This is a genomic window from Citrobacter sp. U14242 (assembly GCF_046555775.1).
GTDB lineage: Bacteria > Pseudomonadota > Gammaproteobacteria > Enterobacterales > Enterobacteriaceae > Citrobacter.
Genome location: NZ_JBKGLW010000001.1, coordinates 421,351 through 446,542 on the forward strand (window position 1 = coordinate 421,351; position 25,192 = coordinate 446,542).

Sequence of the window (25,192 nt, forward strand, 5' to 3'; positions counted from 1 at the left end):
ATATGGATATTCATGACTTTAATCCGTCCCGCCGTCGTTTTCTGACCGGAATGCTGGCGGTTGGTGCCGCCAGTGCGCTGGCGCCTAACCCGCTGATATCAAAAGTATGGGCGGCGGGGGAAAACCCCGAACAATGGATCCAGTCTGGCTCCCATTATGGTGCTTTTGAAGCCAAAGTGGTTAACGGCGAGTGGACGGAAACGCGTCCGTTCAAACATGACAAATACCCGTGCGAGATGCTCAATGCGGTACGTGAAATCGTCTATAACCCTTCACGGATTCGCTATCCGATGGTTCGACTGGACTGGTTACGCAAGCGTGAGAAGTCGGATCGTAGCCAGCGGGGAGATAATCGTTTTGTGCGAGTTAGTTGGGATCAGGCGTTGGACCTGTTTTATGAAGAGCTTGAACGGGTGCAAAAAACCTATGGTTCATCCGGCGTCTTTACCGGGCTGGCGGATTGGCAAATGGTGGGCAAATACCATAAGGCTGGCGGTGCAATGGACAGAGGGCTCGGTTTGCATGGTAGCTATGTGACGACCGTAGGCGACTACTCAGCGGCTGCAGCACAGGTGATTTTGCCTCATGTTATTGGTTCGCTTGAAGTCTATGAACAGCAAACCTCGCTGCCGCTGGTTATCGAGAACAGCAATACCATCGTACTGTGGGGCTGTGATCCCATTAAGAATTTGCAGATTGAATTTTTGGTTCCCGATCACGACGCGTTTGGCTACTGGCAGCAGATCAAAGAGGCCGTCGCCCAAGGCAAAATGCGCGTCATCAGTGTTGATCCGGTGCGGAGCAAATCGCAAAATTTTCTGGGGTGTGAACAGCTGGCGTTACGACCACAAACCGACGTTGCGTTACTGCTGGCACTCGCACATACCCTGTATGAAGAAAAACTGTACGACACGGTATTCATTAACGACTACACCGTCGGCTTCGAGCAGTTTTTACCCTACCTGATGGGAGAAACAGACAAGCAACCGAAAAATGCCGAGTGGGCCGCGGAAATCTGTGGGCTGACGGCGGATCAGATCCGTGATTTTGCCCGGCTGTTGGTGAAAGGCCGGACGCAGTTTATGGGCGGCTGGTGCGTACAGCGTATGCACCATGGCGAACAGTATCCCTGGATGCTGGTGGTGCTGGCCAGTATGGTCGGTCAAATTGGCTTACCGGGCGGTGGTGTGGGGTTCGGCTGGCACTACAACGGCGGAGGGACGGTGACGTCAGCCGGACCGGTACTATCTGGGCTGGGGAGCATTAACAATCCGCCAGAGGCGAAGTATAAACCGGATTTTCGCGGCGTATCTGAGCATATTCCTACCTCACGTATTGTTGATTGCCTGCTGGAACCGGGCAAAAAAATCGCCTTTAACGGTGAGACGTTAATCTACCCTGACATCAAAATGGCGATCTTCAGCGCGGCTAACCCGTTCCACGCCCAGCAGGATCGCAACCGAATGATCGAGGCGTGGAAGAAACTGGAGACCGTGGTGGTGTTAGATCACCAATGGACCGCATCCTGTCGTTTTGCCGATATTGTCCTGCCTGTGACTACACGCTTTGAACGCAATGATATTGAGCAGTTTGGCACTCATTCGAATAAGGGACTGATGGCACTGCATCAGATCGTCAAACCGCAATATGAAGCGCGGCATGATTTCGACGTATTTGCCGGACTCTGTAAACGTTTTGGCAAGGAGGCGGTATACCGGGAAAACCGCGATGAAATGCAGTGGGTACAAACACTCTATGACGAAGGGGTCAAAATGGGGGCCTCGCTCGGTGTCACGTTGCCAGACTTTGACACGTTCTGGAAAGGTGAAGGGTATGTTGAATATCCCGCGGGACAACCGTGGGTTCGTCATGGCGAATTTCGCGATCAGCCCGATCTTAATCCTCTGGGTACACCATCAGGTCTGATTGAAATTTACAGCAAAACGATCGCTGGTTTTCAGTATGAGGATTGCCCAGGGCATCCGGTGTGGATGGAGCCGTTTGAACGTAGCCATCAGGGCAGGAAAGACAAATATCCACTGCACCTGCAATCCTGTCACCCGGATAAACGTCTGCACTCCCAGTTGTGCTCAAGTGATGCGTTTCGCAGCACATATGCAGTAGCCGGAAGAGAACCGCTTTACATCAGCGAGCAAGATGCTGCCGCGCGGGGGTTAAAAGCCGGGGATATTGCGCGGGTCTTTAACGCGCGCGGTCAGGTGCTGGCGGGGGTGGTGATTAGCCCTGATTTTACCTCTGGCGTGATCCGCATTCATGAAGGGGCATGGTATTCCCCACGGGAAGGTGGGAAAGCAGGGACGCTCTGTACCTATGGCGATCCTAATGTTCTGAGCGCGGATATTGGTACGTCTCAACTGGCGCAAGGGCCTTCAGCGCATACCGTGCTGGTGGAGGTTGAACGTTATCAGGAGAAGGCTCCGCAGGTTACGGGATTCGGTGGACCAGAAACCGTTAAAGAGGAGGGGGAAAATGCAGCATAACCTTATTTGTCAGCAACGTGCCGCGGTCTATCAGTGGTTTTCGCAATTGCTGTTTCGTGAGCTGGACCAGAAACAACTCGCTCGTCTTGAAAGTGAGGAAAACCGGCAGTGGCTTGCGTCGCTGGCGGGTATCCCTGGGCTTTCGCTGGATGTTAAAAAACTGGAACGTAGCCTTACGCAGGTTCTGCGTCGTGAAAGCCGACAACTGGAGCTGGCCGCAGATTTTGCAACGTTATTTTTGCTGGCGCCGCCCGGCGGTGTTTCCCCGTATGCGGGACATTATCCACATACAACGGCGGCTGAAGAACGCCGACAAATGAATGTACTGTTGGTTGAACACGGACTGGCTGCGCAGGAAAATGAACCCTCCGATCATATCGCTATACAGCTGGCGTTGATGGCGAGGATGGTGACCAAAAAGGAAACGCTATCTGCACAATATTACTTTTTGCATCATCACATTATGTGTTGGGCACCCTTGTTTCGTGATAGCTGCCAGCAGCGTGATGAGGAGGGATTCTATGCGCGGGCGGTTAGCGTAATTGTGGGTTTTATACGGGAAGATGAGCTGTATCTGGAATCACTGTTGATGGATGATTTTTATCTCAGTAGCCAACGCTGAAAATGACAAAGGGACAGCCTGCGCTGTCCCTGATCGTCACTGTGCGGCAGAGGTATTAGTCTGCGCGACCCATATAGCGGCGTTCTTCGATATGAATACGGATTTTCTCACCTGCACTCAGATACTCAGGAACCTGGATCACCAGGCCGGTGCTCATAGTTGCTGGCTTGTTGCGCGCACTCGCTGAAGCACCTTTAATACCCGGTGCGGTTTCAACGATTTCCAGATCTACGGTCTGCGGCAGTTCAAGCGCCAGTAATTGGCCGTCCCAGAGCAGTACCTGCATGTCCGGCATCCCGCCTTCCGGGATGAACAGCAGCTCTTCTTCAATCTGGTCTTTGGTGAAGGTATACGGGGTATAGTCTTCTTTATCCATAAAGACATATTCGTTGCCATCGACGTAGGAGAAATCAACCCCGCGGCGGCTCAGGGTGACAGTATCTACGATATCGTCGCCTTTGAAGCGCTCTTCAACTTTCAGACCCGTGCGGACATCAGAAAAACGCATTTTGTACAGCGTAGCTGCACCACGTGCGGACGGTGATTGAATATCGATATCTTTTACAATCAGCAGCTTGCCGTTGTAATTCAGTACCATACCTTTTTTAATTTCGTTCGCTCTTGGCATCGAAAAAATCCTGTAGTGAGGAGTGTCTAAAATATCGCGTCAAACTACTCGCGCCGGGGCATTCAGGCAAGCGGAATTCACACTTTTGCTGGTGCAAAAAAGGGGGTATACACTCCACCCTTCTGGTTGCCTCGTTGTTGGCTGTGCATCTGCTATCTTGAGGCACGCCGAATGAATTTGTGTATACTGTTCGCTACCTGAACAATCCGATGGTTTACGCTAAAGAGAATACTGTATGGAATGCCGTCCGGATTGTGGCGCATGTTGCACTGCGCCTTCTATCTCCAGCCCTATCCCTGGCATGCCTGATGGCAAGCCCGCTAATACGCCATGCGTTCAGCTAGATGAATCCCTGCGCTGTAAGATTTTTGCGTCTCCGTTGCGCCCAAAAGTGTGTGCCGGTTTGCAACCCAGTGAGGAAATGTGCGGTAAAACGACACACCAGGCCATGCTGTACCTTATTGAGCTTGAAGCGTTGACTGCACCTTAAACGTCTTTGATGCGCACCAGGCATACAACTGTCGCGACGATCATCACCAGCGCAAACCAGAATACGGCGTGGTAATTCCAGATCTCTGCAGCAATACCTGCCAGCGACCCGGCAATAATCCAGCCTACGCGGATGGTATTGGTGTACAGCGTTGTTGCTGATCCCGCCTGTCCCGGCATTAAATCCTGAAAATAAAGCATGCCAATCCCGCCGAGGATGCCGATGTAAATCGCGTTCAGCAACTGTAAGCCGAGCAAAACCGCTGGCGAATGTGCCAACAGCATGCCTGCATAAAAAAAGAACCCGGCGATGGCGGCAATTCTCATCAACAGACGTTTGCCCAGACGTTTCGCAAAATATCCGGCAATCAGCATGGTTGGGATTTCCAACCCTGCGGCGGTACCCATCATGATACCGGCGAGTTTTTCAGGTAGATGCAGCTCGTTGATGATAAACAGCGGCATATTAATGATATAGAGGCTGTTGGTACCCCACATTAATGTGCAGATAGCAAAAAGCAGCAGCGTATCACGACGATTACGGCGTGGAGCTTCAACCGCACCTGTCGCGAGAGGGACGCTTTTGTTCATTGATGGTAAGAAAAACCACACCATCACGCCGCAGACAATAAATGCCACCGCGGCGCTGAGATACATCACCGTAAAGCTGAATCCCATGGCCAGCGCGTAGGCCAACGGTGGGCCGATCACCCAGGCCAGTGAAACCTGAGCTCGTAAAATAGAGCTGAACATGACGGCTTCCCGGCCCGTGCGATCGGCATGTTCACGGGCGAGAGCAAACATTTGCGGGTTGGCGGTGGAGCCAAAGCTACTGAGGAATACGCCGACAAACAGCAAAATATAATAGTTACGGTTCCAGGCAAACAGCACGCAGGCCAGCATGCCCAGTACACAGCAAAAAACGATCAGGTTTTTACGATCGCCTTTTTTGTCAGAGCGTCCGGCCAGAAACTGACTTACCAAAATGCCGATGACGGCGCTACCGGTAAAAAAGAACCCCACCATTCCCGGACGAGCATGGACTTCATCGGTCAGAAAAAGGCTGAGCGTGGGGGTCTGTAATGCCCCGGCGATACCCGTGAGAAAAGCGACAAGCAGGAACGCCGAAGACGTTAAATCAAACGCCTTGGGTGTGGCGGCTACGGGGGTGTTATGCATGTTTAGCTATCAGTGGAGTGAAGAGAGGCGGAGTTTACGCTGCTCGCCAGAAAATAAACAGGGCACTAAATCAAAATCGGTATGGAAAATCAAAATGTCATTTCAGTCTGAGAAGTCCACATGCTGACGATGCTGAAGTTGAGTCGCTGAACACGTTTTTGCGTCAGCTTGTTTCAAAGAAACGCCGAGAAAATGTGCGGCATATCTAAATTCAGCAAGTTAATTGTTAACTTTACTTGCGTGCTGAAGCAGAAAGATCCAAACTTCTTGAAACGTTTCAGCGTCATCTTGCCTTAACTGATGAAGTCGGGTGACGCCTTTTTTCTCATGTTAGCTGAATCGTTTCAATTCGGCAGGAGAGGAGAATCATGTTCCAGTTATCTGTTCAGGATATTCACCCGGGCAAACAGGCCGGGAATAAAGAAGAGGCTATTCGGCAGGTTGCCGCAGCCCTGGTGCAAGCGGGCAACGTTGCGGACGGCTATGTCAATGGCATGCTGGCGCGCGAACAACAAACATCGACGTTCCTCGGCAATGGTATTGCCATTCCTCACGGTACGACAGACACACGCGATCAGGTGCTGAAAACCGGGGTGCAGGTGTTTCAGTTTCCGCAGGGCGTGACGTGGGGCGAAGGTCAGGTTGCGTATGTGGCAATCGGCATTGCAGCCAGCTCAGATGAGCACCTCGGGTTGCTGCGTCAGCTGACTCATGTATTGAGTGATGACTCGGTAGCGGAACAGTTGAAATCTGCCACCACGGCAGAAGAGTTGCGGGCATTGCTGATGGGAGAAAAGCAGAGCGAGCAACTGAAGCTTGATAACGAAACGCTGTCGTTGGACGTCGTCGCCAATTCGCTGGTGACGCTGCAGGCACTGAACGCCGCGCGTCTGAAAGAAGTCGGTGCAGTAGATGCCACCTTTGTGGCCAGAGCCATTAACGAACAACCAATGAATCTTGGGCAGGGCATCTGGCTGAATGACTGTGCTGAAGGCAATGTGCGCAGCGCCGTCGCGGTCAGTCGTGCGGTAAGCGCATTTGACGTGCAGGGCGAAGCGGCTGCGCTGCTGGTTACTGTCGCGATGAATGATGACCAACCCGTTGCGGTGCTGAAGCGTCTTGGTGATCTGTTGCTGAGCAATAAAGCTGACCGTTTGCTGAAGGCTGATGCTGCGACTGTGCTGGCGCTGCTGACCAGCGATGATGCATTAACTGATGATGTACTGAGTGCCGAGTTTGTAGTGCGTAATGAGCATGGTTTACATGCCCGTCCGGGCACCATGCTGGTGAATACGATTAAACAATTTAATAGTGAAATAACCGTGACAAATCTTGATGGAACCGGAAAACCGGCAAATGGACGCAGTTTGATGAAAGTTGTGGCATTGGGCGTGAAAAAAGGACACCACCTGCGCTTTACCGCACAGGGTGAAGATGCTGAACAGGCGCTGAAAGCCATTGGCGATGCCATCGCGGCGGGTCTCGGGGAGGGCGCATAATGAGCAGACGTGTTGCAACTATCACCCTGAATCCGGCTTATGATCTGGTCGGTTTTTGCCCGGAAATTGAACGCGGTGAAGTCAATCTGGTGAAAACGACCGGTCTGCATGCGGCGGGAAAAGGGATTAACGTCGCCAAAGTGCTTAAGGACCTGGGGATTGACGTAACGGTCGGCGGCTTTCTGGGTAAGGACAACCAGGATGGTTTTCAGCAGTTGTTCAGTGAACTGGGCATCGCTAACCGTTTTCAGGTGGTGCAGGGGCGTACCCGTATTAACGTCAAGCTGACTGAAAAAGATGGTGAAGTTTCTGACTTCAATTTTTCCGGTTTTGAAGTCACGCCGGCTGACTGGGAACGCTTTGTGAATGACTCGCTAAGCTGGCTGGGGCAATTCGATATGGTGTGCGTCAGTGGCAGCTTGCCGACCGGCGTGAGCCCTGAAGCATTCACTGACTGGATGACGCGCCTGCGCAGTCAGTGTCCATGCATTATCTTTGATAGTAGTCGTGAAGCGCTGGTCGCAGGCCTGAAAGCGGCTCCGTGGCTGGTGAAACCAAACCGTCGTGAACTGGAAATCTGGGCTGGCCGTAAGCTGCCAGAAATGAAAGATGTTATCGATGCGGCACATGCTCTGCGTGAACAAGGCATTGCGCACGTGGTGATTTCACTCGGTGCGGAAGGCGCGTTATGGGTTAACGCTTCGGGTGAATGGATTGCTAAACCACCGTCAGTTGAGGTGGTCAGTACTGTAGGTGCGGGTGATTCGATGGTTGGCGGTCTGATTTATGGCTTGCTGATGCGTGAATCCAGCGAACATACCCTGCGTCTGGCGACGGCAGTTGCCGCCCTGGCGGTAAGCCAAAGTAATGTGGGCATTACCGATCGTCCTCAGTTGGCCGCAATGATGGCGCGTGTCGACTTAAAACCGTTTAACTGACAGCAGGAGAGGCATAATGAAAACGCTGCTGATTATTGACGCTAATCTCGGCCAGGCTCGCGCCTATATGGCGAAAACCCTGCTTGGAGCGGCGGCACAGAAAGCGCATCTGGAGATTATCGATAATCCAAATGATGCAGAGCTGGCCATTGTCCTGGGCGATAAGCTGCCTGTCGACAGTTCCCTGAACGGCAAAAAGGTCTGGCTGGGTGACATCGGTCGCGCGGTTGCGCATCCTGAGCTTTTTCTCAGTGAAGCAAAAGGCCATGCGCAGCCATATAGCGCGCCGGTTGTGACAACGCCAGTGGCAAGCAATGGTCCAAAACGTGTGGTGGCAGTGACAGCTTGTCCAACAGGTGTCGCACATACGTTTATGGCTGCTGAAGCCATTGAAACCGAAGCGAAAAAACGCGGCTGGTGGGTGAAAGTGGAAACCCGTGGCTCAGTAGGGGCAGGTAATGCCATTACGCCGGAAGAGGTTGCCGAGGCTGATCTGGTGATTGTGGCGGCTGATATTGAGGTTGATCTGGCGAAATTTGCTGGAAAACCGATGTATCGCACGTCTACGGGCCTGGCGCTGAAGAAAACGAAGCAGGAACTGGATAAAGCGCTGGATGAAGCGACCCCGTATCAGCCTGCCGGGAAGAATCAGGCTGCGGCTACAGAAGGCAAAAAAGAGGGCGCGGGCGCGTATCGTCACCTGTTGACCGGTGTGTCTTACATGCTGCCGATGGTGGTTGCGGGCGGCCTGTGTATTGCGCTGTCATTCGCCTTTGGTATTGAAGCATTCAAAGAGCAAGGTACGCTGGCTGCAGCACTGATGCAGATTGGTGGGGGCTCAGCCTTCGCACTGATGGTGCCAGTTCTGGCAGGTTACATTGCATTTTCTATCGCTGACCGTCCTGGCCTGACGCCGGGTCTTATCGGCGGTATGCTGGCAGTGAGCACCGGTTCTGGCTTTATCGGTGGGATTATCGCCGGTTTCCTTGCCGGTTATGTGGCGAAGATCATCAGCACGAAGTTGAAACTCCCACAGAGTATGGAAGCGCTGAAACCGATTCTGATTATTCCGCTGCTTTCGAGTCTGGTAGTGGGTCTGGCAATGATTTACCTGATTGGTAAACCGGTTGCGGGCATTCTGGAAGGCCTGACTCACTGGCTGCAAACCATGGGGACGGCGAATGCGGTTCTGCTTGGTGCCATTCTTGGTGGCATGATGTGTACCGACATGGGCGGTCCAGTGAACAAAGCGGCCTACGCTTTTGGGGTGGGTCTGCTGAGTACGCAAACTTATGCACCGATGGCAGCCATTATGGCGGCAGGCATGGTGCCACCGTTGGCTCTGGGTCTGGCAACGCTGGTTGCGCGTCGTAAGTTCGACAAAGCACAACAAGAAGGTGGCAAAGCGGCGCTGGTACTGGGTTTGTGCTTTATCACCGAAGGTGCAATTCCGTTCGCGGCCCGCGATCCGATGCGTGTTCTGCCATGCTGTATCGTCGGTGGCGCGGTGACGGGGGCAATTTCAATGGCTGTAGGCGCGAAGCTGATGGCACCACACGGCGGACTGTTCGTACTGCTGATCCCCGGCGCCATTACCCCTGTGCTTGGTTACCTGCTGGCGATTGTTGCCGGTACGCTGGTGGCAGGTCTCTCCTACGCGGTGCTGAAGCGCCCGGAAGTGGATGCAGTTGCTAAAGCGGCATAATTAAATACGGATAAAAGGGCGGAGATTTCTCTGCCCTTTTTTTGATCTGCACATTCCTGTCGTTGAGACTAGCGGTCTTACATCACCGCAATGTGAACCGTCATTTATTATCTCAAGCAATCATTGGGGCAATGATAAAACCAAAGGCAACGCCAGCGATGATGCCGCCGAGTCCGGGCAACATAAACGGATGGTTTAAGACATACTTACCCACGCGTGTTGTCCCGGTGGTGTCGAACTCCATTGCCGCCAGTGAAGTGGGGTAGGTGGGTAGAACAAACACGCCAGTCACTGCCACATAAGAAGCCAGAATGGCCCAGGTGGGTACGCCGAGCGCGACGGCAAGCGGGATAATCAACGGCGTGGTGGCTCCCTGCGAATAGAGCAGCGCACAGGTCCCAAACAGTACCAGAGCCAACAGCATTGGGTAGGCCTGTAGAATATTACCCGCGATATCTTTAATTTCCGCTAAGTGTGCGTCAATGAATGTGGTTCCCAGCGTAACAATGCCGAGAATGACGGCCAGCGAACTCATCCCTGCCCGAAAAGTGGATGCCAGTACAATGGCATCTGTAGATGTTTTGCATAGCACGACCATCAGGCAAGCGGCAGATAGCATGCAGATAATAATAATATCCCGCGTATTCATCGGACTACCGACGTCGAATCCTGGACGTAACTGAGGGCAGGCGGCAAGGATGACAATGACGATGGTTGCCAGCATAAACAGGGCAACGGAAAGCACAGCACCTGGCGTCGTACTACTCTGGCTTTCATATTTACGGACCAGACCTTTTTGCAGGCGTTCCAGATACACTTCATCATCCTGTAGCTCGCACCCCTGGCGTGAAGCGATTAATGCGGCTACCATTGCGGCAACGAACGAGGCGGGCAGGCATACCGCCATGACCTGTATAAAGCTGACGCCGTTTCCTTCCATGATGGTTAACATTGCGGCCATCGCAGCACTGATCGGCGAGCCGGATATTGCCACCTGGGAGGCGACGACGGACCCTGCGAGCGTGCGTGAGGGGCGGATACCGGACTCTTTTGCTACTTCGGCAATGACTGGTAGGGTAGAAAAGACAATAAATCCGGTCCCCGCCATAATGGTCATCGACCAGGTAATAATGGGCGCAATGATATTGATATATTTAGGGTTACGCCGCATAAAATTCCCGGCAACGCGAACCAGATAATCCATACCACCTGCGGCCTGTAGCGCCGATGCTGCCACGACAACCGTCATAATAATAAGAATGACGTCCACGGGCGGCGAACCAATTTGCAACCCAAATCCCAGCGTTAATATAGCCAGCCCCAGCCCGCCACATAAACCGATACCAATTCCGCCGAGGCGGATACCAAAAAATATTGCCCCTAACACTACGATAATTTCCAGCCAAATCATAATGGCCTCCGCCAGAGAATGAGTCGTTATTAAAATGGGTGTTTATGTAATGTAATAATTAGCCAGGCATAGATATTCATTGCACCAAAAGGTGATTTTTACCCACGCGTTTCTCGTACCATTTAATACCGGCGCGAACCAACGAACCGGTTGAGTCGATATATTTATCAGGTGACTGTTTGACCGCGTCGGCCAGGATGACGGGGACTTCCGTACAGCCCAGTACGATAACTTGTGCGCCGCGAGAGAAGAGTGCCTGAGCCTGTTCATTCATTAGAATTTGTGCCCGCTTAGCATCACCGGCTTTTAAGCAATAGATGCTTTCCATCACTTTTTTCTGACTGGCAGAGTCAGGACTGATGCAGGTTAGCCCAAGAGATTCAATGCCTTTTTGATAGAGACCCATGTACAACGTGGCGTTGGTGGCGAGCAGTCCAATACGTGATTTCCCACAGTTCTTGACCTCGTTGATGGTCGTTTCAACGATACTGAGCAGCTCTGTGTGACAGCACTCTTTTAATTCATTAAACCAAAAGTGGGCGGTATTACAGGGGATCACAATACACTCCGCGCCAGCATCTTCGAGTTTATGCATATAATCGCGCATTGCCGGGAGTGGAGAATTACCATGATGCATTAACGCGTCAGTTCGGTCAGGAATGTCAGGAATAGATGAAATAATTAATGGGATATGTTCCTGGTCACGTTGTGCCGCGGTAAAGGTGACGAATTTATTAAAGAGATCGACGGTTGCCGCCGGACCCATACCACCAAGTACGCCAATTAAACCTTTCACGATATATACCTCAATTCACCGTTAAATAATATTCAGGCTGTGTTTGTCTTGCCCTAATGTTTAACAGCAGCGAGTCGAGAGGAGAAATGCAATAATGTTTTGTTTAATGCAAAAACTGCATGGATTTGGCTTCGTTTGTCACCTCAGCAGGCCGATATTGAGCCTGAGGTCCGACAATACGCGGCAGGCGAGCGGTCGTGGCCGAGGGGGAGGGAGGCACGGTAATGCCAAAAACGAAGGTTCGATGCAAAAAACGAATCATCGGTGGCTAATCGCCAATATCATCTCTGGAACACCTCTGGCATGATGTTTTAGGTTAATCACCCTATTTAAACATCCGCGTGACAGGCATGAAAAATATTGAGACAAAATGGTTATATGATTTCCTGACGCTGGAGGCGTGTCGTCATTTTTCCCAGGCGGCTGAGGAACGCAATATATCGCAACCGGCATTTAGCAGGCGGATCAAGGCGCTCGAATCAGCCGTGGGGGTACAGCTTTTTGATCGCACGACGAGCCCACTGCAACTCACGGAGGAGGGTAAGCTCTTTCATTCACAAACCCGTAGTCTGCTGCAACAGCTGGAATGCAATCTGGATGAGCTAAGTGGGCACAACCTGCTTGGGGTACCCAATATCAAAATAGCGGCGGCACATTCTCTGTCGCTGACTATGTTGCCCAGATTAGTGCACTCAATGGCGGCCTGGGGGGAGGAATTTGTTTATCACGTCGAGGCGATTGATGTGGTGCAAGCGGTGAATACCCTGCGTGAAGGGAAAAGTGATTTTATTATCTCCTTTCGGGATGAAGATTTAATGCAGTCACCTTTCTGCGGTTTGAAGGTTTTTGAGTCTGAGCTGTATCCCGTCTGTGCGGCTGACGCGCAGGGGAGGGCGTTGTTTGATATCTATCAGCCGCAGGTGCCGATTCTGAACTATACCAGCACATCTTACATGGGAAGACTGGTAAACCGTCATCTGGCGGAAGTGGGGGGCATTTCTGCTCGTACACTGTTTATGTCTTCGATGAGTGAGTTATTGAAAAATATGGCATTAGATGGGCATGGTATCGCCTGGCTGCCGGCGTGGACTATCGTAAACGAACTGCGTGACAAGCGGCTGGTTTGTCTGCAGACGCCGGAACTGATGGTACCTATTCAGGCCTATATTTACCGGATGGATACCCGCTTGAATAAAACGGCTGAGCACTTCTGGCGGATTTTGTACAACCACATGCCGGAGGATCTGGTTTCGCTCAGTTAATACACACCCGTCTGCCTGACGCATCTGAAAAACCTCCGGTTATCCGGAGGTTTTTTTCTGGTTTGCTCGATTTGTGTTCTGTCTCTCATTTTTTCGCTCCCTTGCAAACTGTATCTATAAAAAATTGTGACTCTGTTCATATCTATTTGTTTTAGATCTTGCGGATGGATTTACTTTACAAAAAACCTGGCTAACATGAACACATGTTTGATAGTGAACATGTGCTCTAATAATCCTTTATGTGGTAAGGATTATTTATGACGAACTCTTTAGTGGTAATTATATTGCCAGGGGACGTGCTATGCGTGAAAAGGAATACATAGTAACCATTGGCTCGGCCAATATGGATGTTGCCGGGTATTCGCATGCTTCTCTGAATTATGCGGACTCAAATCCGGGGAAAATAAAATTTACGCCAGGCGGTGTGGGACGCAATATCGCTCATAATTTAGCGCTGCTGGGGAAAAATTCATGGTTACTGACTGCCGTTGGTAACGATTTCTATGGGCAATCACTGCTGGCACAAACTAATCAATCTGGTGTTCATGTCGAAAAATGCCTGATTGTTGCTGGAGAAAATACATCAAGTTATTTGTCGCTGCTTGATAATACCGGTGAGATGCTGGTTGCCATTAATGATATGAGTATTACCGACCACATTTCAGTAGATTTTTTGTCGCAACATCGTGATTTTATTCGTGCAGCAAAAGTCATTGTTGCTGACTGTAATATCAGTGAAGACGCGCTGACATGGGTGTTGGAAAATGCGGGTGAGGTACCGGTGTTTGTTGACCCGGTATCGGCATGGAAGTGCGTTAAAATTCGCGAGCAACTCGGCAAAATCCATACCTTAAAACCTAATCGACTTGAAGCTGAAACCCTGAGTGGTATTGCACTCTCCGGGCGAGAGGATGTTGGCAAAGTTGCCACGTGGTTTCATGAACGTGGCCTAAACCGCCTGGTGCTCAGCATGGGGGGGGACGGTGTTTATTATAGTGATATATCAGGGAGTCGCGGCTGGTCGCTGCCCATTAAAACTCACGTCATCAATGTAACGGGAGCTGGTGATGCCATGATGGCGGGACTGGCTTCCTGCTGGGTAGACGGTTTGCCCTTTATTGATTCGGTTCGATTTGCGCAGGGTTGCTCATCTATGGCACTGGCCTGTGAATATACCAATAACCCTGATTTGTCTGTTGCGAATGTTAGCTCAATAGTGGAGAACACAGAATGTCTGAATTAACTCTTTCCTCTGAATTATTACAAATATCTCCAGAAGTTCAGGAAGCATTAAACAGTAAAAAACCGATTGTTGCACTTGAGTCAACCATTATTTCTCATGGCATGCCATTTCCACAAAATGCGCAGACAGCAATTGAAGTAGAAGAAACCATTCGCAAACATGGTGCTGTGCCTGCAACCATTGCCATTATTGGCGGAGTAATGAAAGTTGGCTTGAGTAAAGACGAAATTGACCTTTTAGGACGCGAAGGGCATAACGTTGCTAAAGTTAGCCGTCGAGATTTACCGTTTGTTGTAGCGGCGGGGAAAAATGGCGCGACTACCGTTGCCTCTACCATGATTATTGCCGCTATGGCGGGAATTAAAGTATTTGCAACCGGTGGCATCGGCGGTGTTCACCGCGGGGCGGAGCATACATTTGATATTTCTGCGGATCTGCAAGAACTGGCACATACCAATGTTACGGTTATTTGCGCAGGGGCAAAATCTATTCTCGACCTCGGATTAACAACCGAATATTTAGAAACCTTCGGTGTGCCGCTCATTGGTTATCAGACAAAATCACTGCCAGCATTTTTCTGCCGCACCAGCCCGTTTGACGTCAGTATTCGTCTGGACAGCGCAAAAGAAATTGCCCGCGCAATGGCGGTGAAATGGCAAACCGGCCTGAACGGCGGCCTGGTTGTCGCAAACCCAATCCCTGAACAGTTTGCAATGGCAGAAGAAAAAATTAACGCGGCAATCGATCGGGCAGTGAAAGAAGCTGAAGAGCAGGGCGTTGTGGGCAAAGATAGCACACCGTTCCTTCTGGCACGGGTTGCGGAACTGACCGGAGGCGACAGTCTGAAATCTAACATTCAGTTGGTGTTCAACAACGCCGTACTGGCTTGCGAGATTGCGAAGGAATATCAACGCCTCGCCTGACCGAATTTTCCGGGCAGAAAGCGGTCGCCCGTGCATATCAAACCTACCAAAACCTGGCGTTAGCGCCGGGTTTCCTGGCATGAAGGGATTTCATTATGGATATAATGAGAAGTGTTGTGGGTATGGTGGTATTACTGGCCATCGCGTTTCTGCTGTCAGTAAATAAAAAACGTATTAGCCTGCGTACCGTTGGCGCTGCGTTGGTTCTGCAAATCGCCATTGGCGGTATCATGTTGTATTTCCCTCCGGGGAAATGGCTGGTTGAACAGGCTGCACTCGGTGTCCACAAGGTTATGTCATATAGCGATGCAGGAAGTGCATTTATTTTTGGCTCGTTGGTAGGTCCTAAAATGGATGTGCTATTTGACGGTGCCGGTTTTATCTTTGCCTTCCGGGTTCTCCCCGCCATCATTTTTGTTACCGCGCTGATAAGCCTGCTTTACTACATTGGCGTAATGGGACTGTTGATCCGTATTCTCGGTGGTATTTTCCAGAAAGCGCTGAACATCAGTAAAATCGAGTCGTTTGTTGCGGTGACGACGATTTTTCTCGGGCAAAACGAAATTCCGGCAATCGTGAAACCCTTTATTGAGCGCCTGAATCGCAATGAGCTGTTTACTGCAATTTGTAGCGGGATGGCGTCTATTGCGGGTTCAATGATGATTGGTTATGCCGGAATGGGGGTACCCATCGATTATTTGTTGGCGGCATCGTTGATGGCAATTCCTGGCGGGATTTTGTTCGCGCGTATGTTGAGCCCGGCAACAGAAGAGTCTCGCGTTACCTTCGAGAATCTGTCGTTTACTGAGACACCACCGAAAAGCATCATCGAGGCGGCGGCGAGCGGGGCGATGACCGGGCTGAAAATTGCCGCAGGTGTTGCGACGGTAGTAATGGCATTTGTCGCCATTATTGCGTTAATTAACGGCATTATTGGGGGCGTTGGCGGTTGGTTTGGCTTCGGGCACGCGACCCTGGAAGGCATTTTTGGCTATATTCTGGCTCCGCTGGCGTGGATTATGGGGGTGGACTGGAGCGATGCAACGCTGGCGGGGAGCCTGATCGGGCAGAAGCTGGCAATCAACGAATTTGTCGCTTATCTCAACTTCTCGCCGTACCTGCAAACGGGTGGGACGTTGGATGTGAAGACCATTGCGATTATTTCGTTTGCCCTGTGTGGATTTGCAAACTTTGGTTCGATTGGTGTTGTTGTCGGTGCGTTTTCAGCCATTGCGCCACAGCGCGCACCGGAAATTGCGCAGCTTGGGATGAGAGCACTGGCTGCGGCAACGCTTTCTAACCTGATGAGCGCCACAATAGCCGGTTTCTTTATTGGTTTAGCGTAGCCGGATGTTTTGCCGGATGGCGGCTAACGCCTTACCCAGCCTACGAGGAAGCGTTGTTGCTTGTAGTTTGCAGGCCGGATAAGCATAGTGCCATCCGGCATTACATCTAAGCGGTTTTCAGCAAATACAGGGCATTATCGGCGGAGAGCGTCGGGTTGTTAATACTGACGCTGGCGCGTGATAATGCTGCACAGGCCATTGCAAACTGCGCGCTTTCGCGGAACTCACTGCCTTCCAGAAAGCTGTATAACAATCCCGCCATAAATGCGTCATCGGCACCGAAGCTGTCTATCACCGTATGCTTCGGCGATGTCAGTAAAAATTGCTCTCCGTCCTTTTCGCTGCAAAAAACGGATTCGTCTTCCAGACACACAAAGATGCGTTTTACCCCCTGCTGATGGAGGTCGTTGACGGCCTGCACGCGATCCGCATCCGACTGGACGGGCTTACCCCATAAAATGCCCAACTCTTTCTGCGTGGGTTTGAGCGTATGAATACGTGTAAACCAGGTCTTCATTTTTGCTGCTTTGAACTCTGAAACGGTATCAATAAATACCGGAATGTCATCAGCAATAGTAAATACCCACTCGATGGCTTCAGCAGTCAGGTTGCAATCTGCCAGCACGACGCCGGAATGGCGGATAAGATCCCGTGAACCGTTCAGCAACTGCGGCGTTAGCTGTTGCAGAATGTGGGTATCGTTAATCGCCAGTACGGTCTCTTCCTGCTGATTCGCGATCGACAAGTAGGTGGAGGTGTTATGTCCATGCAGACGAATACAATTGGAAACGTTAACACCAGCCTGACGGGTCTGTTCCAGCAGCGTTTCGCCATAGAAATCGCTACCAACAGCGGAAATTAAATGCACGTCACGGCCCAGTAGCGCCAGGTTGTGGGCGATGTTTCGTCCCACGCCGCCTGCTGAACAGTGGATGCTGCCGGGGTTAGATGCGGCTTGAGGATAGTGGATGTCAGCGACACCACGAATATCCATGTTAATTGCGCCGACGACGACGCAATAATCTTGTTCGGTAAGGATATAACCTTTACCTTTGATCATTCCTTTGCGCATCAAATCCATAATATGTGCGGCGACGCGCGAACGGCTGATCTGCAAAATATCTGCGATTTCATTTTGCTGTATTAGCGGATTGCGACGCAGGATCTTAAGGATCTGCTTTTCCCTGTCGTTCATGATTATGCGACCGCCTTTTCAGTTTGCTGCGCTTTCAGCCATGCAATTTCTTCGGCCCAGATATCAGGGTTGATGGTTTCCAGTACCAGTGGGATGCCGTCAAAACGGCTGTCCTGCATGATCCAGCGGAATGCATCGTGACCGATATTGCCTTCCCCTAAGCTATGGTGGCGGTCAACGCGGCTGCCAAATGTGCTCTTGGCATCGTTCAGGTGCATACCGCGTAAATAGTTAAAGCCGACAATACGTTCAAATTCAGCGAATGTCTTTTCACACTCGTCAGCGGAACGCAAATCGTAACCGGCCGCGAAGGCGTGGCAGGTGTCGATGCAGACACCTACACGGGATTTATCCTCGACACCGTCGATGATTGCCGCCAGATGCTCGAACTTAAAACCAAGATTACTACCTTGCCCGGCGGTGTTTTCAATGACAGCCGTCACGCCCTGAGTCTGAGCAAGGACAATGTTGATTGATTCGGCAATACGCGCCAGGCATTCATCTTCCGGGATCTGCATTAAGTGACTGCCCGGGTGAAAGTTAAGCAGGGATAGACCAAGCTGCTCGCAGCGCTGCATTTCATCAAGAAAAGCATCGCGTGATTTTTCCAGCGCATCGCTGACAGGATGGCCGAGGTTAATCAGGTAGCTGTCGTGTGGCAGGATTTGTGCGGAGGAAAAGTGATATTTCTCGCAGGCTGACTTGAAGTCATCAATGACTTCAGTGGTCAATGGTGCGGCGCGCCACTGGCGCTGATTTTTGGTGAACAGGGCGAATGCGGTCGCTTCGATTTCTGCGGCTCGAATAGCGGCGTTAGCCAGACCGCCAGCGGCGCTTACGTGCGCTCCGATGTATTTCATAATGATTCCCTAAATAGTTCGAGTTGCAGGAAGGTGGCAAGAAAGAGAATCCCCGGGAGCGTACTTAAGTACGTGACTGGGGTGAACGTGCGCAGCCAACGTGCCTGCAACTTGAAATATGACGGGAAAAACCCGCCATACTCAACTGCAAAAGGGAAGAGTATAGCGGGTCATCGGGGGATAGTCGTGATCGATTATGCCATCACGCTGTGAATGAAGACGTTGATTGCACCACCGCCCACAATCAGCCAGACAAACAAGACCAACGCCATCAGCAAGGGTTTAGCACCGGCATTTTTCAGGGCGCTAACGTGAGTGGTCAGCCCCAGCGCGGCCATCGCCATTGCCAGCAAAATGGTATCCAGTGTTACCAGCATGTTCACTACCGACTGCGGCAGAAAGTGGAACGAGTTAAAAATCGCGACCACAATGAACAGGATGGCAAACCACGGAATGGTGATTTTGCTTTTCTCTCCGCCGGTCGCCGGAGAGAGTTGTTTAACACGTGCCGCCAGGATGATGAGGAATGGAGCCAGCATCATGACACGCAGCATTTTAGCAATGACGGCTGCGTTTTCAGCTTCCGGGGTGATTGCATGCCCGGCAGCAACAACCTGTGCGACTTCATGCATCGTGGAGCCAATATAAATCCCGTAGGTTTCCGGGCTAAACCAGTGCGAAAGCCACGGGTACATCGCCGGGTACAGGAAGATAGCAATGGTCCCGAAGATGACCACGGTAGCAACGGCGACCGTTACCTTACTGGCTTCAGCTTTCACCACCGGCTCGGAGGCTAATACCGCAGCGGCACCACAAATGCTGCTTCCCGCGCCAATCAGCCAACTGGTGTGTTTGTCCAGACCAAATACTTTCTGCCCGAGGAAGCAGGCCAGCATAAAGGTGCTGCTGAGCGTCAGGACGTCGATGACGATACCGCTGACACCAACGTCGGCTATTTGGGCGAAGGTGAGGCGGAAACCATAAAGGATGATCCCCAGACGCAGTAAATGTTGTTTGGCAAACAGCACGCCACCGTCACAGCTTTTCCAGATTTGTGGATACACGGTGTTGCCGATAACCATCCCGAATAAGATGGCTAAGGTGAGGGCGCTGAACCCCGCACCTGCGACGGCGGGAATGGAACCTCCCCATAAGGCGGCTCCGGTGATAACTGCGCTCAGGGCAAGCCCCGGAATAAAATGCCACACTGTACGACGATGATTCTGTAGGGCGAGTTCAGTCATAACCCCTCCTGAATAATTTGAATGATTTCTTGGCAAAAATTGTAAGGTGAAGTGGCTTAAAAATAAAATTGATTATATATTTATAATTAATCTTTATAAGTGGTAAGCACGGACTACCCGGTGGAAAACGACTATGCATATCACCCTGCGACAACTTGAAGTGTTTGCTGAGGTACTGAAAAGCGGCTCGACGACCCAGGCTTCTGTCATGCTGTCATTGTCGCAATCAGCGGTAAGCGCGGCGCTGACCGATTTAGAGGGGCAACTTGGCGTGCAACTGTTTGACCGCGTCGGCAAGCGGCTGGTGGTCAATGAGCACGGGCGCTTACTCTATCCGCGTGCGTTGGCATTGCTCGAGCAGACGACAGAAATCGAACAGCTTTTTCGTGAAGATAATGGCGCGATTCGCGTCTATGCCAGTAGCACCATCGGCAACTATATTTTACCTGCCATGATTGCAGGTTATCGGCGTGATTTCCCCGATTTGCCGCTGGAACTCAGCGTGGGCAACAGCCAGGATGTTATCAATGCAGTGCTGGATTTTCGGGTCGACATCGGGCTTATCGAAGGGCCATGTCACAGTACAGAAATCATCTCTGAACCGTGGCTGGAAGATGAACTGGTGGTATTTGCTGCGCCGTCATCGCCGCTAACCACTGGTCCCGTGACGCTGGAGCAACTTGCGGCTTCGCCCTGGATCCTGCGCGAACGTGGGTCCGGTACCCGTGAGTTGGTGGATTACCTGCTATTGTCTCATCTACCAAGATTTCAGATGGCAATGGAGTTGGGTAACTCTGAGGCTATTAAACATGCTGTTCGTCATGGCCTGGGGATCAGCTGCTTGTCGCGTCGGGTTATTGCGGAACAACTGCAGGCAGGAACGTTAAGTGAAGTTCCGGTGCCGTTACCACGTCTGGTCCGCACGCTTTGGCGCGTCCATCATCGGCAAAAACATCTTTCAAACTCGCTGCTGCGTTTTTTACGTTATAGCGACCAGGTAGAGCAGGTTGAATAAGACGCGGATGCGTCGCACCTGCAATGAACACCCCATCTTCAACTGAGGGCAATCGTTATAGGTTGCCCAGTTTCTGCTTTACTTATAATCCGCGGCCAGTCATGAAGGTCTCTTATAACAGCGCATTTGTGCCGGAAGAATGCCATTTCGTCTGCTACAATCGCGCCTCATTTTTTGGATGGATAGCATTTTCACATGGTTTCCGAAACTAAAACCACAGAAGCGCCCACGCTACGCCGTGAACTGAAGGCGCGTCACCTGACGATGATCGCCATTGGTGGTTCCATCGGAACGGGTCTTTTCGTTGCATCTGGTGCAACCATTTCTGCGGCGGGTCCTGGCGGCGCGCTGTTTTCCTATATTCTGATTGGCCTGATGGTGTACTTCCTGATGACCAGTCTTGGTGAGCTGGCAGCCTATATGCCGGTTTCCGGTTCGTTCTCTACCTACGGTCAGAACTATGTAGAAGAAGGCTTTGGCTTCGCGCTCGGCTGGAACTACTGGTACAACTGGGCGGTGACTATCGCCGTGGACCTGGTGGCCGCACAATTGGTAATGAGCTGGTGGTTCCCGGATACGCCAGGCTGGATCTGGAGTGCGCTGTTCCTTGGCGTTATCTTCCTGCTGAACTACATCTCGGTACGTGGATTTGGCGAAGCGGAGTATTGGTTCTCACTGATCAAAGTTACCACCGTGATTATCTTCATCGTGGTTGGCGTGATGATGATTATCGGTATCTTCAAAGGTGCTCAACCGGTGGGGTGGAGTAACTGGACTACAGGTGATGCCCCCTTTGCTGGCGGTTTTGCAGCCATGATTGGTGTGGCGATGATCGTCGGCTTCTCATTCCAGGGAACCGAGTTGATTGGTATCGCCGCGGGTGAATCTGAAGATCCTGAGAAGAACATTCCACGCGCGGTGCGCCAGGTATTCTGGCGAATCCTGCTGTTCTATGTGTTCGCGATTTTGATTATCAGCCTGATTATCCCGTATACCGATCCGAGCCTGCTGCGCAATGATGTAAAAGACATCAGCGTCAGCCCGTTCACGCTGGTATTCCAGCACGCGGGTCTGCTGTCTGCAGCGGCGGTGATGAACGCCGTTATCCTGACGGCGGTGCTGTCAGCGGGTAACTCCGGCATGTATGCATCAACACGTATGCTCTACACCCTGGCGTGTGACGGTAAAGCGCCGCGTATTTTCTCTAAACTGTCTCGTGGTGGCGTACCGCGTAACGCGCTGTACGCGACGACTGTCGTGGCAGGTCTGTGCTTCCTGACATCCATGTTTGGTAACCAGACTGTGTACCTGTGGCTGTTGAACACCTCCGGGATGACGGGCTTTATCGCCTGGCTGGGAATTGCAATTAGTCACTATCGTTTCCGTCGTGGTTATGTGTTACAGGGCCATGATATTAAGGGTCTGCCGTACCGTTCTGGCTTCTTCCCTCTGGGGCCGATCTTTGCCTTTGTCCTGTGCCTGATCATTACCCTGGGTCAAAACTACGAAGCGTTCCTGAAAGATACCATTGACTGGGGCGGCGTAATGGCAACCTACATTGGTATCCCGCTGTTCCTGATCATCTGGTTTGGCTATAAGCTGACCAAGGGAACCCGTTTCGTTCGTTACAGCGAAATGCACTTTCCGAAACGTGTGAAGAAGTAATCTTGTACCTGATGGCACCGCGCTTATCCGGCCTACGTAAGATAGTGTAGGTTGGGTAAGGCCTCCGCGCTGCCATCCGGCAGACAATAACCCCCCGGCACTCACCCTGAACCCGCATCCCTGCGGGTTCCTCCGGCCTTACGGAAACACGTCGGCAATTTTCAGCCGGACCAGCCCACACCTCACTATCCGCATTTTTGGTCTGAACTGTAAAACGGATATTGCTGAAAGCCAGAGCGCTGACACGACACCCTGGTCCGGTTGAAAGTCGATGAGGCGTTGACGGCTGACCGGAGCTTCCCGCAGGGATGCGGGCAGAGGGGATGGCCTGCAGGGACGCAGGCTCGGCCCCGACCCGACAGGCAGACGGAATAAGACGAATGAATCGCGCAGCGACGATTTTCTGTGCCGGGAGCCGGGATTGTTAAGGGTGCGGCGATAGCACCCTTAACACGTTCACTGGCGTTCAGTGTACAGAGAAGCGATGAACATGAGGTGAACGGAACCCTTTCTCTGAGAGAGCATGTTCATTACCCCGCCAATACATGTTGATGCTTTCTGAAACTAAAATGTTAACTGAACAGCATTTGGCATGGTGAGTGCCGGGGTTATTTATTGTCCAAAACTTAGAAGTTGTAAGTCAGGCCAACCGTGTAACGACGTCCATCAAGAACGGTGTCGTAGGTATCGTAATCGATTTGTTTATCCAGCACGTTATACACGCCAGCAGTAAGCAGTACATCTTTAGTTGCATAGTAACGCATACCGATATCCACCTGGGTATAGGAAGGGGTACCTTGTGCCATGGAGGTACGGCTCAGGTATTCAGACGTTTTCCCGCGCAGATTCAAACGGCTCCAGAAACCGAGGTCCTGGGTGGCCTGCCAGTCCAGCGTGGTGTTGAACATATGCTTCGGCATTTTGTTCAACGGCTGGCCGGAGAACTGACCGCTTTTCTGCTCAGATTCCGTATAGGTATAGTTCGCTGTCCAGTTGACGTCGGGGGTGATTTTCCAGCCGAAGGTGGATTCGACACCGCGCATATTGGCTTTATCAACGTTAACGCGATCGCTGACAAAGTCATAATGGGTATTGCCGATGGTGCAGGCCGGATCGGCACTGCTGTTACAGCGGCGAACTTCGGTGATTTTGTTTTTGAAGTCAGTATTGAACAACGTAACGCCTGCGTTGAGGTCGTTGCCGTTATCCCACAGTAAACCGATCTCTTCGCTCAGGCTTTTTTCTGGTTTCAGATCCGGGTTGCCGACGATGATACCGTTAAGACGACCGCCACCGGTCACTTGCCCCCAGCTTGCAGAAGACTGGCGCAGATCCGGGGCGCGATAGCCCGCAGAAACACCCCCTTTTAAGGTCCACTGATCGCTCAGGTGCCATACGCCATAGCCGCGCGGCGTCCAGTTGTCACCGTAGTTTTCATCCTTGTCCATACGCAGACCACCGGTCAGCGTGAAAGTATCGGTAACCGCCCATTCATCTTCGGCAAACAGCGCCCAGCTCCAGCGGGTCAGTTTGTTCAGACCGTCAGCTGCTTGCAGTTGGTTGCCGTTATCACGCAGTTTTTCATAACGGTATTGCCCGCCAACTGTCAGGGTGTGTGCCCCGAGGAAGACCTGGTTCTGGTTATTGAAGATCGTGTTGTAGGACTTCATCTGACGACCAGGGTTTTTGGTCTCTTCCTGCTGAACATAGCTGGTACTGTTGAAATCGTCGTAATAACCGCTGTGGGTTAATGAATACGTCGTGTGTTCATAGCGGTTGTAGCTTTTGCTGTTTGGCTTACAAACACCGTTACGGCAGTTTTCTGCCGCCATCGATTCGCCCGGTGTGCTGTTGCGATCCTGTAGTTCATGCGCGACATCGAAGTCGATGTCATTTTTATCATCTGGCGTAAAGTTCAGGGTTAACCCCCCGTTACGCATACGCTGTTCATTGTAGCCATTAACGATTTTATCTTCGGCCCGGTGGGAGAATAAGCCAGTCACCTTCGCGCCGAGTAATCCGTCAATCAGTGGCCCAGACGCATAGGCGTTAGTCTGGTAAATATCGCCGGAATCTCTGTCTTCCTGGAAAGTGGCATCGCCGTGTAGAGAGCCAGTCCAGGCTTTGGTATTCGACACTTTCTTGGTGATGACGTTAATGACGCCGCCCATCGCATCGGAGCCGTAGAGGGATGACATCGGGCCGCGGATCACCTCTATACGCTCGATGGATTCCAGTGGCGGTAGCCAGCCTTGCTCAATACCTGAGTTGTCGCTGTTCGGGCGCGTACCGCGTGTACTGATACGTTTACCGTTAACCAGGAAGAGCGTGTATTGCGAAGCCATACCGCGAATGCTGATATCGCTGCTGCTCCCCCCGCCAGTGACGACGACGCCAGGGACATCTTTTAGCGCATCGGTAACATCTCGATAGGCTTTGTCCTCAATCTGCTGTTTGGTAATAACAGATATCGACGCGGGAGCATCCTGAATCTTCTGCTCGAAGCCGGTAGCGGTAACAACTACGGTGTCTTGTTCAGCGGCATGGCCGAGTGATGGGAGACTGGCGACGCATACTGCGGCAGCTACAGCCTTAACGTGAGGTATAGTCATTTGTATCATTCCATTTAAATGAATCAAACTGCGTGTCATATGAAAGGCCATGACAATTG

General features: G+C 51.6%; 20 protein-coding genes. 12 read left to right on the forward strand and 8 right to left on the reverse strand.

Features of this window, described 5'->3' with window-relative positions:
- Nucleotides 1–2: 2 nt before the first annotated feature.
- Together torA and torD are read left to right on the forward strand one after the other, a co-directional pair.
- A complete protein-coding gene (gene torA / locus ACLJXE_RS01925; RefSeq protein ID WP_410749947.1) occupies nucleotides 3–2,501 on the forward strand; it encodes a trimethylamine-N-oxide reductase TorA in 2,499 nt (832 codons plus the stop codon).
- Nucleotides 2,491–3,123, forward strand: a complete 633-nt coding sequence (gene torD / locus ACLJXE_RS01930; protein ID WP_410749948.1) for a molecular chaperone TorD — start codon at nucleotides 2,491–2,493, stop codon at nucleotides 3,121–3,123. Before torA ends, torD begins: the two co-directional genes overlap by 11 nt.
- Before the next feature lie 55 nt (nucleotides 3,124–3,178).
- Here the strand turns inward: torD and yeiP are convergent, their stop codons facing one another.
- Complete coding sequence (gene yeiP, locus ACLJXE_RS01935) at nucleotides 3,179–3,751, reverse strand: elongation factor P-like protein YeiP (RefSeq protein WP_286629126.1); 573 nt, start codon at nucleotides 3,749–3,751, stop codon at nucleotides 3,179–3,181.
- A 235-nt stretch (nucleotides 3,752–3,986) separates the two neighbouring features.
- Here yeiP and ACLJXE_RS01940 point away from each other — a divergent pair, with 235 nt between their 5' ends.
- Nucleotides 3,987–4,241 carry a YkgJ family cysteine cluster protein gene (locus ACLJXE_RS01940; protein ID WP_410749949.1) on the forward strand — a complete coding sequence of 85 codons (255 nt, stop codon included), beginning with the start codon at nucleotides 3,987–3,989 and terminating at the stop codon, nucleotides 4,239–4,241.
- On the opposite strand, the gene setB is transcribed toward ACLJXE_RS01940, so the two are convergent.
- Nucleotides 4,238–5,419 (reverse strand): sugar efflux transporter SetB, encoded by a 1,182-nt coding sequence (gene setB, locus ACLJXE_RS01945; RefSeq protein WP_410749950.1) that lies wholly within the window; start codon nucleotides 5,417–5,419, stop codon nucleotides 4,238–4,240. The genes ACLJXE_RS01940 and setB overlap by 4 nt on opposite strands.
- Before the next feature lie 368 nt (nucleotides 5,420–5,787).
- Here setB and fruB point away from each other — a divergent pair, with 368 nt between their 5' ends.
- Genes fruB through fruA form a run of 3 tightly spaced genes read left to right on the forward strand, consistent with a single transcriptional unit; the run spans nucleotide 5,788 to nucleotide 9,561 of the window.
- Entirely contained in the window at nucleotides 5,788–6,918 is a 1,131-nt protein-coding gene (gene fruB, locus ACLJXE_RS01950; RefSeq protein ID WP_410749951.1) for a fused PTS fructose transporter subunit IIA/HPr protein, read from the forward strand.
- A complete protein-coding gene (gene fruK / locus ACLJXE_RS01955; RefSeq protein WP_003027446.1) occupies nucleotides 6,918–7,856 on the forward strand; it encodes a 1-phosphofructokinase in 939 nt (312 codons plus the stop codon). Before fruB ends, fruK begins: the two co-directional genes overlap by 1 nt.
- A 16-nt stretch (nucleotides 7,857–7,872) precedes the next feature.
- Nucleotides 7,873–9,561 (forward strand): PTS fructose transporter subunit IIBC, encoded by a 1,689-nt coding sequence (gene fruA / locus ACLJXE_RS01960; protein WP_286629141.1) that lies wholly within the window; start codon nucleotides 7,873–7,875, stop codon nucleotides 9,559–9,561.
- Nucleotides 9,562–9,673: 112 nt separating this feature from the next.
- On the opposite strand, the gene ACLJXE_RS01965 is transcribed toward fruA, so the two are convergent.
- Together ACLJXE_RS01965 and ACLJXE_RS01970 are read right to left on the reverse strand one after the other, a co-directional pair.
- Nucleotides 9,674–10,972 (reverse strand): anaerobic C4-dicarboxylate transporter, encoded by a 1,299-nt coding sequence (locus ACLJXE_RS01965; protein ID WP_410749952.1) that lies wholly within the window; start codon nucleotides 10,970–10,972, stop codon nucleotides 9,674–9,676.
- Nucleotides 10,973–11,048: 76 nt separating this feature from the next.
- Nucleotides 11,049–11,768 (reverse strand): aspartate/glutamate racemase family protein, encoded by a 720-nt coding sequence (locus ACLJXE_RS01970; RefSeq protein WP_410749953.1) that lies wholly within the window; start codon nucleotides 11,766–11,768, stop codon nucleotides 11,049–11,051.
- 350 nt (nucleotides 11,769–12,118) lie between these two features.
- Here ACLJXE_RS01970 and hypT point away from each other — a divergent pair, with 350 nt between their 5' ends.
- From hypT to ACLJXE_RS01990, 4 genes are all read left to right on the forward strand, one after another.
- A complete protein-coding gene (hypT, locus tag ACLJXE_RS01975; protein ID WP_286629144.1) occupies nucleotides 12,119–13,030 on the forward strand; it encodes a hypochlorite stress DNA-binding transcriptional regulator HypT in 912 nt (303 codons plus the stop codon).
- A gap of 301 nt (nucleotides 13,031–13,331) precedes the next feature.
- Nucleotides 13,332–14,273 (forward strand): pseudouridine kinase, encoded by a 942-nt coding sequence (locus ACLJXE_RS01980; protein WP_410749954.1) that lies wholly within the window; start codon nucleotides 13,332–13,334, stop codon nucleotides 14,271–14,273.
- Entirely contained in the window at nucleotides 14,261–15,196 is a 936-nt protein-coding gene (locus ACLJXE_RS01985) for a pseudouridine-5'-phosphate glycosidase (protein ID WP_286629145.1), read from the forward strand. Before ACLJXE_RS01980 ends, ACLJXE_RS01985 begins: the two co-directional genes overlap by 13 nt.
- 95 nt (nucleotides 15,197–15,291) lie before the next feature.
- A complete protein-coding gene (locus ACLJXE_RS01990; protein ID WP_286629146.1) occupies nucleotides 15,292–16,542 on the forward strand; it encodes a NupC/NupG family nucleoside CNT transporter in 1,251 nt (416 codons plus the stop codon).
- A gap of 106 nt (nucleotides 16,543–16,648) precedes the next feature.
- Here ACLJXE_RS01990 and ACLJXE_RS01995 read toward each other — a convergent pair whose 3' ends face one another.
- The 3 genes from ACLJXE_RS01995 to ACLJXE_RS02005 form a co-directional block, all read right to left on the reverse strand.
- The gene (locus tag ACLJXE_RS01995) at nucleotides 16,649–17,737 is read right to left on the reverse strand and encodes a sugar kinase (RefSeq protein ID WP_137383676.1); all 1,089 of its coding nucleotides are present in this window, start codon (nucleotides 17,735–17,737) and stop codon (nucleotides 16,649–16,651) included.
- A gap of 2 nt (nucleotides 17,738–17,739) precedes the next feature.
- Complete coding sequence (nfo, locus tag ACLJXE_RS02000) at nucleotides 17,740–18,597, reverse strand: deoxyribonuclease IV (protein ID WP_410749955.1); 858 nt, start codon at nucleotides 18,595–18,597, stop codon at nucleotides 17,740–17,742.
- A gap of 194 nt (nucleotides 18,598–18,791) precedes the next feature.
- Nucleotides 18,792–19,841, reverse strand: coding sequence for a YeiH family protein (locus ACLJXE_RS02005; RefSeq protein ID WP_410749956.1), 1,050 nt, complete (start codon nucleotides 19,839–19,841; stop codon nucleotides 18,792–18,794).
- Between the two features lie 133 nt (nucleotides 19,842–19,974).
- Between ACLJXE_RS02005 and yieE the strand changes: the two genes are divergently transcribed.
- Together yieE and lysP are read left to right on the forward strand one after the other, a co-directional pair.
- On the forward strand, nucleotides 19,975–20,856 hold the full coding sequence (yieE, locus tag ACLJXE_RS02010; RefSeq protein ID WP_048211165.1) for a DNA-binding transcriptional regulator YeiE: 882 nt from the start codon (nucleotides 19,975–19,977) through the stop codon (nucleotides 20,854–20,856).
- Nucleotides 20,857–21,051: 195 nt separating this feature from the next.
- Nucleotides 21,052–22,521 (forward strand): lysine-specific permease, encoded by a 1,470-nt coding sequence (gene lysP / locus ACLJXE_RS02015; protein WP_410749957.1) that lies wholly within the window; start codon nucleotides 21,052–21,054, stop codon nucleotides 22,519–22,521.
- Nucleotides 22,522–23,147: 626 nt separating this feature from the next.
- Here lysP and ACLJXE_RS02020 read toward each other — a convergent pair.
- Nucleotides 23,148–25,133 carry a ligand-gated channel protein gene (locus tag ACLJXE_RS02020; protein WP_410749958.1) on the reverse strand — a complete coding sequence of 662 codons (1,986 nt, stop codon included), beginning with the start codon at nucleotides 25,131–25,133 and terminating at the stop codon, nucleotides 23,148–23,150.
- Between the last annotated feature and the right edge of the window lie 59 nt (nucleotides 25,134–25,192).

Bases quoted from the DNA above. Each gene is read 5' to 3' on its own strand.
- torA (WP_410749947.1), top strand. From the start codon at position 3: ATGGATATTCATGACTTTAATCCGTCCCGCCGTCGTTTTCTGACCGGA.
- torD (WP_410749948.1), top strand. From the start codon at position 2,491: ATGCAGCATAACCTTATTTGTCAGCAACGTGCCGCGGTCTATCAGTGG.
- yeiP (WP_286629126.1), bottom strand. From the start codon at position 3,751: ATGCCAAGAGCGAACGAAATTAAAAAAGGTATGGTACTGAATTACAAC.
- ACLJXE_RS01940 (WP_410749949.1), top strand. From the start codon at position 3,987: ATGGAATGCCGTCCGGATTGTGGCGCATGTTGCACTGCGCCTTCTATC.
- setB (WP_410749950.1), bottom strand. From the start codon at position 5,419: ATGCATAACACCCCCGTAGCCGCCACACCCAAGGCGTTTGATTTAACG.
- fruB (WP_410749951.1), top strand. From the start codon at position 5,788: ATGTTCCAGTTATCTGTTCAGGATATTCACCCGGGCAAACAGGCCGGG.
- fruK (WP_003027446.1), top strand. From the start codon at position 6,918: ATGAGCAGACGTGTTGCAACTATCACCCTGAATCCGGCTTATGATCTG.
- fruA (WP_286629141.1), top strand. From the start codon at position 7,873: ATGAAAACGCTGCTGATTATTGACGCTAATCTCGGCCAGGCTCGCGCC.
- ACLJXE_RS01965 (WP_410749952.1), bottom strand. From the start codon at position 10,972: ATGATTTGGCTGGAAATTATCGTAGTGTTAGGGGCAATATTTTTTGGT.
- hypT (WP_286629144.1), top strand. From the start codon at position 12,119: ATGAAAAATATTGAGACAAAATGGTTATATGATTTCCTGACGCTGGAG.
- ACLJXE_RS01980 (WP_410749954.1), top strand. From the start codon at position 13,332: ATGCGTGAAAAGGAATACATAGTAACCATTGGCTCGGCCAATATGGAT.
- ACLJXE_RS01985 (WP_286629145.1), top strand. From the start codon at position 14,261: ATGTCTGAATTAACTCTTTCCTCTGAATTATTACAAATATCTCCAGAA.
- ACLJXE_RS01990 (WP_286629146.1), top strand. From the start codon at position 15,292: ATGGATATAATGAGAAGTGTTGTGGGTATGGTGGTATTACTGGCCATC.
- ACLJXE_RS01995 (WP_137383676.1), bottom strand. From the start codon at position 17,737: ATGAACGACAGGGAAAAGCAGATCCTTAAGATCCTGCGTCGCAATCCG.
- nfo (WP_410749955.1), bottom strand. From the start codon at position 18,597: ATGAAATACATCGGAGCGCACGTAAGCGCCGCTGGCGGTCTGGCTAAC.
- ACLJXE_RS02005 (WP_410749956.1), bottom strand. From the start codon at position 19,841: ATGACTGAACTCGCCCTACAGAATCATCGTCGTACAGTGTGGCATTTT.
- yieE (WP_048211165.1), top strand. From the start codon at position 19,975: ATGCATATCACCCTGCGACAACTTGAAGTGTTTGCTGAGGTACTGAAA.
- lysP (WP_410749957.1), top strand. From the start codon at position 21,052: ATGGTTTCCGAAACTAAAACCACAGAAGCGCCCACGCTACGCCGTGAA.
- ACLJXE_RS02020 (WP_410749958.1), bottom strand. From the start codon at position 25,133: ATGACTATACCTCACGTTAAGGCTGTAGCTGCCGCAGTATGCGTCGCC.